General features: G+C 38.1%; 18 protein-coding genes. 11 read left to right on the top strand and 7 right to left on the bottom strand.

Translation table 11 applies throughout. From position 1 onward, the window contains the following. Positions 1–35 precede the first annotated feature (35 nt). Positions 36–773, top strand: coding sequence for a TfpX/TfpZ family type IV pilin accessory protein (gene tfpZ / locus FY049_RS12780; RefSeq protein WP_446083799.1), 738 nt, complete (start codon positions 36–38; stop codon positions 771–773). 60 nt (positions 774–833) lie between these two features. Continuing rightward, positions 834–2483, top strand: coding sequence for a Wzy polymerase domain-containing protein (locus FY049_RS12775; RefSeq protein ID WP_446083798.1), 1650 nt, complete (start codon positions 834–836; stop codon positions 2481–2483). Between the two features lie 160 nt (positions 2484–2643). Here FY049_RS12775 and FY049_RS12770 read toward each other — a convergent pair whose 3' ends face one another. The 7 genes from FY049_RS12770 to gmk form a co-directional block, all read right to left on the bottom strand. Next, positions 2644–2859 (bottom strand): hypothetical protein, encoded by a 216-nt coding sequence (locus tag FY049_RS12770; RefSeq protein WP_446083797.1) that lies wholly within the window; start codon positions 2857–2859, stop codon positions 2644–2646. A gap of 260 nt (positions 2860–3119) precedes the next feature. Beyond that, on the bottom strand, positions 3120–3584 hold the full coding sequence (gene bfr, locus FY049_RS12765; protein WP_004818630.1) for a heteropolymeric bacterioferritin subunit Bfr: 465 nt from the start codon (positions 3582–3584) through the stop codon (positions 3120–3122). Positions 3585–3895: 311 nt separating this feature from the next. After that, on the bottom strand, positions 3896–4090 hold the full coding sequence (locus tag FY049_RS12760) for a bacterioferritin-associated ferredoxin (protein WP_004718308.1): 195 nt from the start codon (positions 4088–4090) through the stop codon (positions 3896–3898). 187 nt (positions 4091–4277) lie between these two features. After that, positions 4278–4661 carry a RidA family protein gene (locus FY049_RS12755; protein WP_004718306.1) on the bottom strand — a complete coding sequence of 128 codons (384 nt, stop codon included), beginning with the start codon at positions 4659–4661 and terminating at the stop codon, positions 4278–4280. A 93-nt stretch (positions 4662–4754) separates the two neighbouring features. Then, positions 4755–6866, bottom strand: coding sequence for a RelA/SpoT family protein (locus tag FY049_RS12750; RefSeq protein WP_004718304.1), 2112 nt, complete (start codon positions 6864–6866; stop codon positions 4755–4757). Positions 6867–7078: 212 nt separating this feature from the next. Beyond that, positions 7079–7360, bottom strand: coding sequence for a DNA-directed RNA polymerase subunit omega (rpoZ, locus tag FY049_RS12745; RefSeq protein ID WP_004718302.1), 282 nt, complete (start codon positions 7358–7360; stop codon positions 7079–7081). A 106-nt stretch (positions 7361–7466) separates the two neighbouring features. Beyond that, complete coding sequence (gene gmk, locus FY049_RS12740; RefSeq protein ID WP_224964619.1) at positions 7467–8087, bottom strand: guanylate kinase; 621 nt, start codon at positions 8085–8087, stop codon at positions 7467–7469. Between the two features lie 134 nt (positions 8088–8221). Between gmk and ispH the strand changes: the two genes are divergently transcribed. From ispH to rpsP, 9 genes are all read left to right on the top strand, one after another. Beyond that, positions 8222–9172: a 4-hydroxy-3-methylbut-2-enyl diphosphate reductase gene (gene ispH, locus FY049_RS12735; RefSeq protein ID WP_004818634.1), complete on the top strand. Its 951-nt coding sequence runs from the start codon at positions 8222–8224 to the stop codon at positions 9170–9172. Between the two features lie 141 nt (positions 9173–9313). After that, positions 9314–9814: a GspH/FimT family pseudopilin gene (locus tag FY049_RS12730; protein ID WP_446083796.1), complete on the top strand. Its 501-nt coding sequence runs from the start codon at positions 9314–9316 to the stop codon at positions 9812–9814. Beyond that, positions 9815–10363 carry a type IV pilus modification protein PilV gene (gene pilV / locus FY049_RS12725; RefSeq protein WP_446083795.1) on the top strand — a complete coding sequence of 183 codons (549 nt, stop codon included), beginning with the start codon at positions 9815–9817 and terminating at the stop codon, positions 10361–10363. Next, on the top strand, positions 10363–11355 hold the full coding sequence (locus FY049_RS12720; RefSeq protein ID WP_446083794.1) for a PilW family protein: 993 nt from the start codon (positions 10363–10365) through the stop codon (positions 11353–11355). Before pilV ends, FY049_RS12720 begins: the two co-directional genes overlap by 1 nt. Beyond that, positions 11352–12182: a hypothetical protein gene (locus FY049_RS12715; protein ID WP_224964622.1), complete on the top strand. Its 831-nt coding sequence runs from the start codon at positions 11352–11354 to the stop codon at positions 12180–12182. The genes FY049_RS12720 and FY049_RS12715 overlap by 4 nt, the downstream gene beginning before the upstream one ends. 9 nt (positions 12183–12191) lie before the next feature. Next, complete coding sequence (locus tag FY049_RS12710; RefSeq protein WP_446083793.1) at positions 12192–15974, top strand: VWA domain-containing protein; 3783 nt, start codon at positions 12192–12194, stop codon at positions 15972–15974. Then, positions 15962–16561 (top strand): type IV pilin protein, encoded by a 600-nt coding sequence (locus FY049_RS12705; RefSeq protein WP_446083792.1) that lies wholly within the window; start codon positions 15962–15964, stop codon positions 16559–16561. The genes FY049_RS12710 and FY049_RS12705 overlap by 13 nt, the downstream gene beginning before the upstream one ends. Continuing rightward, on the top strand, positions 16525–17043 hold the full coding sequence (locus FY049_RS12700) for a type IV pilin protein (protein WP_446083791.1): 519 nt from the start codon (positions 16525–16527) through the stop codon (positions 17041–17043). The genes FY049_RS12705 and FY049_RS12700 overlap by 37 nt, the downstream gene beginning before the upstream one ends. A gap of 145 nt (positions 17044–17188) precedes the next feature. Continuing rightward, complete coding sequence (gene rpsP / locus FY049_RS12695; RefSeq protein ID WP_004718284.1) at positions 17189–17446, top strand: 30S ribosomal protein S16; 258 nt, start codon at positions 17189–17191, stop codon at positions 17444–17446. Positions 17447–17461: the final 15 nt, after the last annotated feature.

The following is a 17461-nucleotide window of genomic DNA, read 5'->3' as shown; positions in this document are numbered from 1 at the left end:
AAAATTCAGTTGCATAATTTTGGTCGCATATAAAAATGTCAAAACGTATAAAGTTCTTTTTAGGTCATTTAACCATCTCTATCGCGATTGCTCTATTTTTTATCGCGCTCGTATTTTTTGTTTGGTATCCAGCACCGCTTGCTAAAGCAGTGGGTGTGACTCAAATATTTCTAATGCTGATTGCAATTGATGTAATTATTGGGCCATTTTTGACATTGTTGGTCTATAAAGAGGGTAAAAAAACCTTAAAAATGGATTTAACAATTATCATTGTTATCCAAGTTGCAGCATTAAGCTATGGGCTTTTTAATATTGCTCAAGGACGACCTGCGTGGATTGTATATGACAATGCAGGTCGTTTTGATCTGGTTAGAAATAATGAGATTGAAACAGGAAAAATTGAGCAAGCTCAACCAGCGTATCAAAAAGCGAGCTGGTTAAAACCACAAATTGTTGCACTGGAAAAAGAAAAGACCGTAGCCGCTCAAAATAAAAGATTATTTGATGACTTTAGTCATGGTGTAGTACCAACAATGCATCCAGAACGCTATACACAATTAAGTAATGCCAAATTTGATTTACAGCAAAGCAGCAAAAAAATGGATGTTCTGCAGAATTATAATTCTAGAGATGATGTAGAAAAAGTTATACATCAATACCCGACAGCAAATGCATGGCTTCCACTAAAAACAATAGCTGTTGATATGGTTGTGCTGATCAATAAAGAAAAGGGCGAGGTTATTAAGATCGTGGATTTAAGACCTTGGAAATAAATACTTAGATTTTTAAAAACTGAGCTTATAATAAGCTCAGTTTTTCTTTGCACTTATCTTATGAAAGCCATTCCTTATCTTCTTTCAGTCGTATTGCTTTTACTTGCGTGGCTTTTACCTATTCATAAAATGCCTTGGACAACATTTGGTAGTGAAGCACTTACTTTTCTATCGGCTTTAGTGCTACTCAGTGCTTTTCTAAATAAAGATTTAAAAATTCCAAAACCGCAACTGCTTATACTGCCTGTATTGGCAATTCCATTGATACAATGGGGCTTTGGCGAGATTTTGTATTTAAGCAATGCGTTGCTTTGTACCGCCTATATTGCGATGTTTTGGTTGATGCTAATTGTTGGTTATAACTTGGCAGTAGGTGAAAAGGGACAAAGAGAACAAGTCTTTAAAGTATTTAGCCTTGTGGTTTTTACGGGTGCGATACTTTCAAGTTTTATTGCAATGACCCAGTGGTTAGGCGTAAACGAATATTTTAGACCATTGGTTAATTTGCTAAATGGCAATCGTCCCTATGCAAACTTTGCCCAGCCAAATAATCTGGCAACGTTTATGTGTATGGGGGTGTTTGCATGTTTATACTTTTATGAAAAGAAGATACTGCCAAATTACATACTCGGGCCATCAACTTTTATTTTTCTATTGACCATTGCACTAACCCAATCTCGTACTGCTTGGGTGGTATGTTTGTTCACATTGATTTATTTAACAATCAAGCAATTTGGTCAAACTAAACGCTTTGGGTTTGTAAAATTACTCGCATGGTCTGGTGTGTTTATTGCATTGATTACATGCTTGCCGATGCTGAATCAGTGGATTGCATCTGTATCAACCCAAGACGTAGCACAAGCAAATTCAGTGGTCGAGAGAGCAACATCAGGTTATCTGCGTTTAGATATGTGGAATCAAGCCCTAGTCGCGATTTCAGAAAAGCCGTGGGTGGGTTATGGCTGGAACCAAACAGGGATGGCGCAAATCGCCGCTTTTGATTTATATCCATCACATGAATGGTATAAAACCGCGCATAATGTGATTTTGGATTTACTGATTTGGAATGGTATCCCGATTGGTGGATTGATTATTGTTTATATGGCATGTTGGTTGTATTGGCTAAATAAAGGCATTAAAGATACAGTTTCAATTGCAGCGGGATTGATGGTCTGTGCCATTTTGATTCATGCCTTATTGGAATACCCAATTCACTATGCATATTTTTTACTCCCTTTAGGTTTTTTATTGGGGATCATCCAAGCACAATATCCTCGTTTGCCTACAGTGAATTTAAAGTCTTCGGTTACAGTAAGTATTATTGTGATTGGTTTGGTCTTGGTGGGGGTGATTTATCGAGACTATATTTTATATCACCAACAAAGCGTATTCGTAAATAAGAAAACACCTTTAAGTGCTTCACAGCAAGCAGTGATGAAGCAAGATATTTTGTTACTGACGCAATTTAAAGAACGTGTCTGGTGGATTGGCCTTAATCCATATAGCAAAATGTCGGATCAGCAGTTGCAATATATGGAGCGTATGGTAGCGAACTTAGCTTCTGCATATGATATTCAAAAATATGCACAGGTTTTGGCTTTTAATGGTAAAAAAGTTAAAGCTGAACATCAGTTATGGATTCTGAAGACACTGCATGGGCAAGAGAAATCATATCAGGAGCTATTGCCTGTATCTGCTGTAGGGAAATAATACCATTTCATATAAGTGAATTTTGATGATTGTAAATTTTGTATCACCACATTTCGAAATAAAATAAAAAATCCCCCAATCAATTGGGGGATTTTTTTGCGATATTTAAAAATTATATAGTCACCTGTCAAAAAACTAAGGCACACGAATACAATTTCTCTTAATCAATATTTTTAATTAAATCAATGGTATGTAAAATAAATTGTTTGATTCTAAAAAACTTGCAATGCCACACCTTACATTCAAAGTTTAAATTGCTTTTCGTAGGCGATGCCAAACCTTGCGCTGCAAACAAAGCCGTGCTTTGTTTTTGCTCATGTTGGGCGAGGGGTACGTCCTGTACCCCCGCCCAACGGTGACATCCCTGTCGCCCCACGGTAGGATTACCATCTATGATTCAAAAGTACAAAAATGAATTGATAACGAACATTTTATAAAAGTTAATAAAAAACATAAGCTTAATTGACGATCAATGACTTGATAGAAATCACTTTTATGAGTAATTAGGTGGTTTTACTATACCATTTCATAAAAGCGAATTTTGATGACTGTAAATTTTGCATCGCTATATTTTGAAATGAAATAAAAAATCCCCCAATCAATTGGAGGATTTTTTTAATGGTATTTAAAAATTAATTATAGTTGGCTTTGAATATAATTTTCGATACCAACACTTTCACTTAGATCAAGTTGGGTGGTTGTCCAATCCCAAAACTCTTCTTCTTTCTCAAGAATTTCTTGAACAAGATCACGAGTCACATAATCTAAGTTGCTTTCAGCGAGTGCAACAGCTGTTTTCAATGCATCAATGTTTTCTTTTACTTTACGTACATCGCAGTTTAAAACTTCAACTGTATGCTGGCCAATGTATAGCTTGCCTAAATGTTGAAGGTTCGGTAAACCTTCCAAGAAAAGAATACGTTCAATGATCTTATCCGCATGCTTCATTTGGCGAATAGATTCTTTGTATTCAGCCGAACCAAGTTTCTCAATTCCCCAATCATTAAACATACGCGAGTGTAAAAAGTATTGGTTAATCGCAGTCAAGTGATGATAAAGCACTTGATTGAGTTGATTAATTACGTCTCGATTGCCTTGCATATGGTTAAAACTCCATTCTAATTTTTTACCTTAACGTGAATTTAAACTGAGTCATTGAAATTTAATGATTAAGGTAATTTGATATGGCTCTATATTAATCAACTTTTTGCAGGCTTACGAGTAGTTTATGGAACAGCAAATGAAAATCGCAATCAAAAACAATAGGGATGTCGTTTTGGCTAAAAGAGATTGATTGAAAAAAACGAACCCGCTTTGAGTCGAAGCGGGGGAGGAGAATGATCTGGGGATCATTAAAAAACTTATTTATTGTCGTTATAAATCTAAACTTATTTTTATGTTTGAATCAAAAGCTACGCGGCAACAGAAATACGTGCTGCAATCAGCGATAGCTCTTCATTAATAATACTTTTTGCTTCAGGGGCACAGCGACCACAACACGTACCTAAGTCTAATAATTCACGTACTTCACGGTAGCTCTCTGCACCATTTGCCATTGCATCTTTGATATCTTGATCTGTAATACCACGACATAAACAAACGTACATGAAACTCAACCCAAAGGTTAAATGCGATAACTAATATTATTGATAATTGTTATCATTTGTCAATGAAATTCATTTGAAATCTCATTTATCTTTATTGGCTTTTTGAATAAAAAAATACCACCTGATCGGTAGTATTTAGTTTTATTTTTTAAATTATTTAAAATCAAACAATTAGTTTTGGCTGATATTATTGAGGAATAATGACAATACCATCCATTTCAACCAATGCATTTTTAGGTAAAGAAGCAACACCTAATGCTGCACGTGCAGGATAAGGTTGAGCAAAGTATTCGCCCATAATCTGGTTGACCAATTGAAAGTTGGATAAATCGGTAAGAAAAATATTGAGCTTTGCAATATCTGCTAAAGAACCGCCTGCAGCTTCACAGACTGCTTTTAAATTATCAAAAACACGTCGAATTTGCGCTTCAATGCCTTCAACCAATTCCATGCTATATGGATCTAAGCCAATTTGCCCTGAAAGATATAATGTGTTGTCTACTAAAATGGCTTGTGAATAAGTACCAATTGCAGCAGGGGCATTTTCAGTATGGATCACTTGGCGGGACATTGATTTCTCCTTGATTTCAAATCATTTCATCATAAAGCATGAATGGCATGCAAAGTGCATCGAAGATTATCGATAAACATTACAGGTCTTAATTTAGCACGCTTTTGCTTTTAGCGTCTCATTAATTGAAACTGGCATAGACATTCGACTAATTCGAGGAAAACCAAATTGCATACGTAATTCACGAATGATTTGCGCAATTTGTTTGCGATTATTGACTACGATATTCACATAAGTTTTATCTTCATGAGAGCGTACTGATTCAACCCCAGTTTTTGCTTTACGACATAAGTAAATCAATTCTGAAATTTGTTCATCGGTTAAAATAAGATCAATACTCAAATAAGCATTGAAGTTCACATCGTCTTCTTCTTCCGATGTCCACTGTAAAGACATGATATTTTCAGGGTGTAAATGCTGCTCGTGCAATAAGTTATGACAGCGTGCACGATGCACAATTAAGCCACGACGGGATAAATGCCCTTGAATAGGATCTCCCAATACTGGGTTGCAACAGTGTGCATATTTTACATCGACACCATCTGTACCTTGGATGAGGCGATTTGAAGCGTGTTCTTCAGTGGCTTTCGATTGGGCAAATAAATGGTTGGCAACCAGTTGTGGTAATAGGTCTCCCACTGCAATTTGCTCAAATAAAGTGTCTTTATCGGGCACATGGCGCCACTCTAATAAATCCTTCCAATCCGCTTCAGATAAGTCTTTGGTCGAGCGATTAAACAGTTTTAAAGCACGGTTGAGTGCTTGCTGCCCCACAAGGCGCTGTTCATCTGGATCTTGATCTCGCAAGATGTTTTGAATCGCACGACGCGCTTTTTGGGTGTTAATGAAGCTTAACCAGTCTGGGTTTGGGGTTGCCAATACATCGGTAATGACTTCAACCACCTGACCACTGACTAAAGGGGTTGAAAGCGGTTTAATTTCACCATTAATTTTGGCACCAACAGCATGGTTGCCTAAAAATAAACTCGCTGAATAAGCAAAATCAACGGCTGTGGCACCTTGTGGTAATTCATGTAGCTGTCCATGTGGGGTGTAGACCCAGATCTTTTCTTGATGTAAATAATCAAGTAGGTCGCTAAATGTGGTTTTTGCGCACTCACCACCAACAAGAAGATCTAAATTCTTCATTGATGCTTGGATCGCAGAACGGCAAGCTTGTGGCGCATTTTCACCGAGAACCACACCAAAGCGTGCAGCTTTACGCATCAGCTCGGTTTGAATGGTTAAGGACAACGTGGTGCGTTCACCTTTAAGTTTGATCATTAAAGACTGATTTCCGCCTGGTAATGGGCGACGAATATGATCTTCATAATCAATGACTTGGAAATTTTCACGTAAGGCATCGACCAAGCGATCACAATCCGCGATGCTTTGTAAAACAATTTCAAAAGCATGACTATGGGTGAGTTCTTGTAAGTCGATTTCATTTTTTACAAAGTGGCGTAAGAGTTCGATATTGTTGTTTTTCTTTTTAATACGCCCTTGAATATTATAGTTATTCAGTAACTCAGCTAAGTTTTGTTCCCAAACCGATTGATATTTACAGCGTTCTGGTTTGGTTTTGAGTAAATTTTCTTGTACATCATTGTACATATCGAGATCTAGGTTTTGATAGCACAGATGTTCTAAGTTATCTGCCATCTCATTCATACCGACAAGACGCGCCATAGGAACAAAGATATCAAAAGTTTCTTGCGCGATGCGTGCACGTTTATCTGGTCGTAAAGCACCTAGAGTCGTCATGTTATGATAACGATCAGCGAGTTTGATAATAATGACACGCGGGTCTTGTAAGGTGGCTTGAAGAATTTTACGGAAAGATGCTGCTTTATTATATTCTTTATCGCTGGAATGACTCAGTTTGGTGACACCATCAACCAATTCAGCCACGGTTTTACCAAATTTTTCAGTGATATCCTCTTTGGTAAAATCTGTATCTTCAATCACATCGTGCAATAAGGCTGCCATGAGCGTTTCGGCATCCATACGCATATGTGCCAAAATACAACTCACCGCAATTGGGTGTAAAATATAGGGTTCACCACTTTTACGTGTAATACCATCATGCGCAATATCAGCATAATCACAAGCCACAAGTACTCGCTCGACATCACTTGGTTTTAAGTACGCGTCGATAATTACATTCAACTGTTGCTTGGATTGGCTGACCTGTTGGCCTGGCATAGAACACCTATCTTAAATTACAAATTTGAAATATTTTTCCTAATGCTTTAATGAAAAGCATATTGAGCCGCTTGTCAATTTCTAGACATCAAATATATCTATTTTTTTTAACAAATATTTTGAATTTTGTCGATTGATTGGCAAAACTTTTTGCAAAATAATTGAAATAAAAAAGCCTAGTTGAAAAACTAGGCTTTTTACAAAGGCTTAGCTTACTGGAAAGAAAAACCTTCAAGATTAAGATTGTTTGCTGATAAAGCAAGGTCAAGACTAGATGTTTGGTAATCTTGATCACGTTGCTTCAAGATATCTTTAGTCACATGACCAATCGCAATTTCACGTAATGCAACAACAGTCGGCTTGTCATTGTCCCACTCAACAGTCGGTTCAATGCCTTGACGTGCCAATTGACGCGCGCGTTTGCTTGCCACTAGTACAAGCTCAAAGCGGTTGTCCACATGGTCTAAACAATCTTCAACGGTTACGCGTGCCATAAGAATTCTCGTTTGAATACAAATTTTTTAAATAGACTGTGCAGTATAAAATGCTTTCATCATAGACTCAAGTTTTAATCGAAGCTTATTTAGAAAGCATTCAGATCTATGCTTGTGGTGTAATCAGTTTGGTAATTAAAGCCTGATGACGATTTGCCTGTTGATCTATTTTTAAGCGATTGGCATTAATAACAGATTCCAAATCATGTAAAGCTTTATTGAAATCATCATTGATAATAATGTATTCAAAGTTGACATATTGTTGCATGTCTTCCACTGCACAACTTAAACGATGTTCAATAACTTCAACAGAGTCCGTGCCACGATTTGAAAGACGTTGACGTAGATCAAACTGCGTTGGAGGAAGAATGAAAATTTGTTTAGATTCAGGAAAAAGTTTACGAACTTGCTCAGCACCTTGCCAATCGATCTCAAGTAGCACATCATGGCCTTTCGCCAATTGGTCTTTTACAGTTGCTTGCGCAGTACCATAATAATTACCAAAAACTTCTGCATACTCAATAAAACCACCTTGATTGACTTGATCAAGAAAGCTTTCTTTAGAGGTAAAGTGATAATGAACACCGTCGAGTTCGCCAGGTCGCTGACCACGAGTCGTATGTGAAACAGAAACGTGTAAATTGCTCACACGCTCAAGTAGCGCTTTAACGAGAGATGTTTTGCCTGTTCCTGATGCCGCAGAAACGACAAACAATAGACCCGACATGATATTTTTCCTGATATGATAAAATATCTTCTCTATTTTAGAGTAGAGCGAAGACAAACAAAACTGTTTTTACACATTGTTTGTGTTTAATCGATAAAATATATTCAACCATTGAAGTGAGCATTGAGGGTTTTATGGAAATTGTATTGGCTAATCCGCGTGGATTTTGTGCAGGTGTAGATCGTGCAATTGCCATCGTCAATCGTGCGCTTGAATGTTTTAATCCCCCTATTTATGTCCGTCATGAAGTGGTTCATAACAAATTTGTGGTTGACGATTTACGTCAGCGCGGTGCAATTTTTGTGGATGAATTGGATGAGGTGCCTGACGATAATATTGTTATTTTTAGTGCACATGGTGTATCAAAGGCCGTTCAACAAGAAGCAGAACGTCGCGGTTTAAAAGTATTTGATGCAACCTGCCCATTGGTTACCAAAGTACATATTGAGGTCACAAAATATGCGCGTGAAGGAACTGAAGCAATTTTGATTGGTCATGAAGGTCACCCGGAAGTTGAAGGGACCATGGGGCAATATGACAAAAAGAATGGTGGTGAAATTTATCTGGTTGAAGATGAAGAAGATGTCGCTTCATTAACAGTACATCATCCTGAAAAAATAGCATTTGTGACCCAAACAACCTTATCTATAGATGATACGGCCAAAGTAATTGATGCTTTGCGAAATAAATTCCCTCAGATTCAAGGGCCTCGTAAAGATGATATTTGCTATGCTACGCAAAACCGGCAAGATGCTGTGCGAGATTTAGCCACACAATGTGATGTGGTGTTGGTGGTTGGCTCTCCAAACTCGTCGAATTCGAATCGTTTACGTGAGTTGGCTGAACGGATGGGGAAACATGCGTATCTGATCGATAACGCAGATGAGTTAAAGCAGGAGTGGTTTAATGCGAACCATAAGATCGGTGTTACAGCTGGGGCATCTGCACCTGAGATTTTAATTAAGCAAGTGATTCAGCGGTTACAGGACTGGGGTGCAACAGCACCGCAAGAATTAAATGGTCGTGAGGAAAACATCACATTTAGTTTACCAAAAGAGCTACGGATTCATGTAACGCAAGCTTAAATTTAAACTTTATTTTTTAAGCAGATAGCTGAGATTTCAGTTATCTGCTTTTTTATGCCTTTTATCCAACTTGTATTGGTTTTGTAAGTATTTAAGCTATGATTTTTAATAGGGTAAAGTTTTGTTGCAATGGGGGTAACAATGCAAAATAATCGTGGATTCACCTTAGTTGAGTTGATGGTGACGATTGCTGTTTTGGCGATTGTTGCGTCGATTGCAGCGCCTTCATTCAATAAATTGATTATCAGTCAAAAATTAAATAACAATACCCGAGGATTGATCAATGCTTTTAATCAAGCAAAATCTCAGGCCGCACTTTTAAAAAGATCAGTTGCAGTTTGCCCAAATAAAACAGTTACGGGAGATAGCTACACTAACTTGGATTGTGCAACAACCGCTATAACAGGGTTTGCAACAGTGACGGATGCTACAGAAAAACAGGATATATTAGTAAATCGAGTGATTTTAGTCTCAATTGATCCAAAAGTAGAGTTGAAATCGGGTAGTGCAACAAATGTTGTCTTTAATGAGGTGGGGTCAAGTGGGACATCAAAGAGTATAAGTTTATGTGCTGGCAATAATTTGCGAACGATTACGATTTTGCAGTTAGGGAATGTTACGCAAACGAAAGGAACATGTTAAATGATAATAATAACGAATCAAAAAGGTGTCAGCTTAATGGAAGCTCTAGTTGCTCTTTTGCTTTTGGCAATTGGGGTACTTGGATATTCAGCATTACAACTGAGGGCAATAGATGCGTCTTCAGAAGCATTATATCGTTCGCAAGGCATGTTAATTCTGCGTGGACTTGCAGACAATATTCGTGCAAATCCAGCGGGTCAAAGTAGTTATCCTACAGCTGTACGAGGTTATACCTCAGTAAAAACATCACCTTCTGCTCCAACAGTGAATTGTTATAATGCAGCAGAAGCACAAAGATGCACGCCAGCCCAGATGGCAACTTATGATGCTTATCTGGCTGAAAAAACGGCATTTGAAATAGGTATGCATATTACGATGGATGATTGTCCAGGTGTATCTGTAGCACCAGTGAAAAGACAATGTTTGTTTATTGCTTGGGATGATACAACTCTAACGGCTACAGCGACTACAGCAAATATAAGTAATTGTATGTCTGATGCTGGCGTTTACGTCGCTGGTTCAAAATGCCTCATGATGGAGGCATATTAATGAAAAATATGAATTATTTTATTATAAATAAAGGGTTTACTCTTTTGGAGTTGATTGTTTCCCTAGCCATTGGATTGATCATCGCTGCAGCCGCGATGCAACTTTTTATGGGTGGGTTTTTAACTTCAAGAATGCAAGAGGCTAATTCAGAGTTACAAAATAGTGGTGTATTTGGTTTAGATTATATGGTAAGAGATATTCGTCTAGCTAATTTTGGTAATACTCGTCCTGATTTAAATGATCAAACACCTCGAGGTGGGATCATTTTAACTGCAAGAGATGCAACAAATACAAATACAAATATTACATACCCAGCCTCATCACCATTTATGTCTAATGGATTATTAAGTCACAGCAAAGGTAATCAAGAGGACGTCAGTGGCGTTAAAAATGAATGGCAAGGCCTATCTAATGTAAATCAGACCAGTGATCAGTTAACGATTCAATTCGTTTCACCAAATGAAATGGTGAATTGTGAAGGGGAGAACGTTCAAGAGGGTGACTACGTCATTCAACGCTATTTTTTAAGACGAGATCCAGCTGATGCTACTTCTGGAAATAATTTTGCTTTGGCTTGTGATGCAAATACCCCTACCGCATCTGGAACAACTCCTGTCGCAAATCCTACTACAATTTCAGGTTTTGGTGGTGCAGGGCAGGTGATTATGCCTCGGGTTGACCATTTCGTTGTGCAATTAGGTGTAAGAGATAGCAATAATCGCCTTGCATATTATTCAATTAATCAATATAGAGCTGAAGCCAATAAGGCAAGAGCAAAAGTACCAGCCATAGAACCTCCAAGGATTGTTTCGGTAAAAATGGCCGTATTGGTACGCTCACTTGATGATACTAAAAATAAAAATATTGATTTAAAGAAATCTGTCGCAGTTTTAAATCAAGACGTAACATTAAACGATTCGACGACTTTATATGCACGTCGCGTCTACTCAACTACTGTTGCAATCCGTAATGGTCTAGGAGTTCCTAAATGAAAAGTAGCATAAGAAAAAATGGAACGATGCATCATCAGCGAGGTGCTACATTAATTGTTGTACTTATTATGTTGTTATTAGTCACAATGCTTGGAGTTTGGGGAATTCGTACTGCAATGACATCTTTAAATATTGCAACGAATAGTCAGGTTGGACAATTGTTATCACAGACAGGTGATACTCCAAGTAATTATTTTTTGAATATGTCTAATTATAATGATTTAACACGAATTACAACTGCGGTTGGTCAAGCCATTACGCTACATAAAGAAAGACCAGGTCGTGAAATTGTATTTTGTTATAAACCAACATCAAAAGAAATTATAGATACCGCTTTCGATACAACTGTTTTGGTTCCTCCTCAACAAACGGATGGTGCTAATACAAAAGCCACGATAGATTCTGTTTATACAAACCGCAGTGGGTTTTGTGATTTAACCAAAGATTTTGGTAGTTCACGTGAAGCTGTAGTCACGCAAGTCGCTGTTAAAATTATTTCGCAACCAGGTGCTATTGGGGCAGATTTAGAACGAGGTACCAACCAAGCCGAGGGTGCTACAGAAACAAAAGATAAGGTTGATGCAAAGGTTCGTGTAACAACAACAGCAATCATGCCAAATTTTGCTCGTTCAAATATTACTAGTATTCAAAGTGATTGCATTGGAGCCTCAGGAGCTGTGGGTTATATCAATGATAATTTAGGTACTGAATTACAAGGTAAGAGAACAGTAGCAGACTGCTTAACAAGTTATGGGGTTCCGATCAGTACTCAGGTTCAAGAGTTCGAAATGCGGTCTCGTGATATTCAAATTGAAGCACCAATGTAAATTGGGAGAATGAAAATGAAAAAACAGAAAAATTGGTTCATTCCTAAATTGAAGTATACCCAGTTGAGTCGTGGTATCTCATTTGCTGCTGGATTTGTGGGGACAACGTTAATCGCATCTTCGGTAGTGCAAGCAAGTGATTTACAGATTTATGCAACTCCCACAGCAGGTAAGAAAACCATTGTGATGATGTTGGACACTTCTGGAAGTATGAGCGGTGGTGATTCTGGGCAATCAGGGTCGAGGTTAACGCGTCTAAAAAATGGTATGAACACTTTTTTAGACAGTAATAATCCCATTTTAACTGATGTTCGTGTTGGTTTAGGGCATTATTCTGTTAATGGTGATGGTAAAACAGCAAGAATTTTGGTTGAGGCGAATGCTTTAGGTACAGTAAATTCGAGTCAGCGTCAGGCATTGAAGAAAGCTGTTGCTGGTTTATCTGCTTCAGGAAATACACCGACAGCACACGCATTTGCAGAAGCTGCTGCATATTTAATGGGAACAAGTCCTGTTATAAAGCTCAATAATGCCGAAATACATTTTAGGTATGGTGGAAGTAATTCAGCGTATTGGGCAAGTTGTCTATCATGGAATACTGCAAAGACATCTTGCACAAGTTGGGGAGCAACATCTACATCTGCCCGAAATATAACAGGTCTTAGTGCACAAAGCTGTACGAAATATATTGATGACCAAGGGCGAAGTTATTCAGGTACATGTTACTCAGGGGATGAAGTATTTCTCTCATTGAGTGGTTTTAATAGCTCAGCAAGTAGCACAAAAAATGGAAATCAATATATTTCCCCTCTACCTCCAGTTAATGAGCGAGTAAGTTGTGATGGACAGGGCGTTTATATTCTGTCAGATGGTGAGGCAAATGGTTCAAGTCCATCTGAAGCAACATCTATTATGTCTGCAGTTTTAGATGATAATGGCACGAACTTTTCTTGCCCATCTAGTGGGGGGTTAGATACTGGCTCATCTGCCTCTTGGCACTGCATGGGGGAGTTTGCAAAGCGACTATTTGATAAAACCACAAATCCTGCTCAGGTTTCTATTCAAACTGCATTTGTTGGGTTTGGTAGTGATTTCAATCGTTTATCACAAACGCATGTTCAGCAAGCATGTAAACTGAGTTCACGTACTCAAGCAGATCGTACCGGTGATGATGCCTGTTCTCCTGGGAATGGTACTTATTCAGTCGTATCACCAGGCTATGGCAATGGAGGCTTTTTTGCCACTCAGTCAGCTCAAGGGGTGACGGATAGTGTTGTTGCCTTTATTAATAATCTTGGTAAAGCTCCACTTGAACCCTTAACTACAGGTGCGATATCCGTCCCTGTTGATAATTTAAATCCCTCTGGATTACAACCCTATGGTTATTTGCGAGGACTTGAGCCTAATCCTCAGGCTACAGATTTAATTTGGGTTGGAAATTTAAAAAAATATCAAGTTATTCAGACTGGTAGTAATGCAGGTGCATTCGCTGCAGCTGGATCACAACTTGTTTATGATAGTCAGGGTGGGTTTAATACTGGAACACGTGATTTGTGGAACAATTCAACGGTATACAATGGTAAGGTATATAATGATGGTGGTGTCATTCGACTCGGTGGCGCTTATTCAAAAGTTCCTATGCCGATACTCGGACAAACAGAAAATCTTGCTGCTGATCCACCTCAATATGCATATGCTGCAAATCCAAATGCTTTACGTAACTTATTCACAGACGTTAAAGCGATAGGAGGAGCTAATCTTACAAATACAGGTAATAACACAAGTCTTATAAAAGTTCCTGGGGGAAATTTGCCTACAAGTGGAATTTCTGCATATGTATTAGGTCAGTTTAAGAATCAAACAACTTTAAAAGATTTTCCACTTTTAACCAAGATAAAGCTATTAAACTATCTTGGTTTTAGTGTGCCGTATGATGAAACTGCTACAGCATTGCCGACCTCATTGCAAACGTCAAATGCGCCATTTTTAGCAATGGGAGGAAGTATTCATTCACTTCCTGTGCAATTGACATATTCAGGAACATTAGATGAAAAAGGTAATTTAACCTCTACTCGAAGTCAATCTGTTCTATATGGCACGATGGATGGTGGTTTACATATTGTTGATAGTTCGACTGGTGCAGAGCAAATGGTATTTGTTCCTGCTGAACTTTTGAGAAGTAGCCTAGGTTCAAAAGCTTTAATTAAAGGGCAGACAGATACAGATGCTCCAGTATCTGGAACAGATGGCGCTTGGATATCAGATTCAACCTATAAAACTCAACGAGGTACAGGTTCAGATTCCAGTACAGTCAAAGCATTGTCTATGAATATTTATGGCGGTATGCGCATGGGTGGGAGTAGTTACTATGCTCTAGATGTTTTAAATCCATCCTCACCTAATTTGAAGTTTAGACTTGGTGCAGATGTTTCAGGATTTGAACGTATAGGTCAGTCTTGGTCTAAGCCAGTACTTGCAAATGTAAGATTTAATGGTGTGAATAAACGAGTCATGATTGTGGGAGGGGGCTATGACCAATGCTATGAAAACCCACAATTTGAATTAGGTAAAACAGTGTCTAACACAGATTTTCCTGATACAACATGCAATAACAAAGCTCAAGCTCAGGGTAATGCAGTATATATGGTTGATGCAGATAATGGTTCATTAATCTGGTCTGCAACTTATGGGGCATCTACAGCTGATGCAGATAAAAAATATTTAAAGCATAGCATTGTTAGCCGCATAAGTGCGATTGATCGTGATGGCGATGGGTTGGTAGATAATCTATATTTTGGTGATTTAGGTGGACAAGTTTTCCGTGCTGATTTAGATAATTACCAAACGAAATCGGGATCAACTTATAGTAGTTTTGGTGTGAGGGTTAGTCGTATTGCCAATCTAGCAAGCAATGATGCGACTAATAATAAATCTTGGGATTATACGGGAAGTAAAGCACCAAGATTTTATGAAGCACCGACTTTAACAATTCATGATGAAGGTGCAAATACCTTTCTGCTTGTTGGTTTAGCATCTGGGAATCGAAGCACTCCACTTGATGTTGTTCCAACAGTTGGAAGAGAAAAATTATTACCAACGACTGCATTATCAGGTCGTCCTGTAAATAATGTATATGGTTTAATCGATAGAGATTTTATTGAGCCAAATTTAATGAAATCTACGTATGTCGTTAAAACTAGTAGCTTAACCTTAGATTTGTTGCAAAAGAACCCCCAGTTACTTACTGGAAAGATTGCAAACGTCTTCTTTAGTGCAGGTAATCTAAAGCAGGGATGGTACCGTTCATTATCAAGCATGAGTAATGGTACAGAACGAGGTGGAACAGCTTTTCGTGTTGCTGGAGGAATGAAAGCATATGAGGAAGCATTTGCTATTACAGGCAATTTAATTATTCCTGTTTATGATCCTCAGGGTACGGGTATTTCTGGGCAAGACCCATGTAAACCTCGTGTGGTCGGTGAGACTGACCGTCAAGTGTTCTGTTTACCATATGGTGTATGTTTAAAAACAGATGGCACAATTGATAGTGGATCAGAATCTAAGACTGGATTCCAAACAAAGACAAAAGATTGTCCTCCAGGTGTAGCAGAGTGTAATGATAATGTTATAGGTACTGGTATTCGAGGTTTAGCAATGGCACCAATTACAAGCTCTACAGCGAATAGTGCTTGTCCTGATAAAACATTAGCAGGTAATGAAAAAGGGACTGGAAAATGGTCTTGTCAGCAAATTATTAACCCAACAAGATGGTACGATAAATGGCTCAAATAAAATATTTTGTCAAACCATCTGTGCTAGATAGAACTTACAATTATGTAAGTTCTAAAAATAAAAGTCAGCACGGGTTCACGTTGATTGAATTGATGGTCGTGGTAATGATAGTCACTATTTTTACTCTGATTGCAATTCCTTCATATCAAGAATATGCACGGCGTGCCGATGCATCTGCAGCTGAACAAGAAATTCAAAAAATAGCAGAACAAATGGAAAAGCATAGGGCTAGAAACTTTACTTATAGATGTTTTGATCCTAAGTATATTTATGGGCAAACAGTTAGTACGAATGGTAATAATCGTTGTCGGAATGATGACCCTATGCTGAGTGTTATCTTACCTAAAGGAGCAACTGGATCAAACGTAAAATATACGATTACCATTAGAGATTTAAATGCTTCGAATTTGAATCTTATGCATGATTCTGCTTTAGGCCGTAATTATGCAATTCAAGCCGTGTCGAGTTCAGGTAAAAATTATACATATTTGTTAACAAGTACAGGTACACGGTGTAAAAACAAGACAAAAGCAAATGTTGATTATATCTCATGTGGCACTACAGCCACAGGGATGGAGAGTTGGTGATGATTCGGAAGGGATTTACGTTGATTGAACTCATGATTGTTGTCGCAATTATTGCAATCTTAGCTGCAATAGCATATCCATCTTATCAGCAGTATGTAAGAAAAACTAAGCGTACAGATATGCAAACAATGATGATTCAAATTTCTCGAAATTTAGTAAATTATAAAATGGCGAATAATAATTTTTCTGGTCTTGAACTAACAAACACTAGAATCTTTGGAAATACGGTATACCCAACAAGTGGTCCCGCGCTTTATGATCTAAAATTAACAGACATTGCTGGAACAAATAGCCTCTCTACTACAGGGGCGAATATAAATACGTGGCTCCTTGTCGCGACTCCAAAGGCATCAGGCCAACAATATGAAGATGGTCATATAGTGCTAAATTTTCGTGGAGAAAGATGCTGGACTAAAGGTTCAGATAAGAATAGCGGCACGCCATGCACCCCGTCAGCAACCACAAATTGGGACGGTAAATAAAAATTAAATTCAAAATTGTGGATAAATAAAATTTGATCTTTCTTTCATGACAAAGATAACGTAAAATATTGCCCTCTATGAAAGGGGTTTGAAATGTATCGATGGTCGGTACAAGGATAATCCGTAAAAACTATAAGGTTCTATCATGGTTGTAATTCGTCTAGCACGCGGTGGTGCTAAAAAACGTCCGTTCTATCAAGTAATCGTAACTGATAGCCGCAATGCGCGTGACGGTCGTTTCATCGAACGTATTGGTTTCTTTAACCCTACAGCTCAAGGTAAAGCAGAAAAACTTCGTTTAGATGCTGATCGTTTTGCTCACTGGGTTGCTCAAGGCGCTCAACCGTCTGAACGTGTTGCTTCTTTAGCTGCTCAAGCTAAGAAAGCTGCAGCTACTGCATAATTAAATCTTTAATTA

The organism is Acinetobacter sp. 1125_18A, from assembly GCF_052824985.1.
Note: the sequence above shows the minus strand (reverse complement) of the source record. Positions and strands in the feature narration are given on the sequence as shown.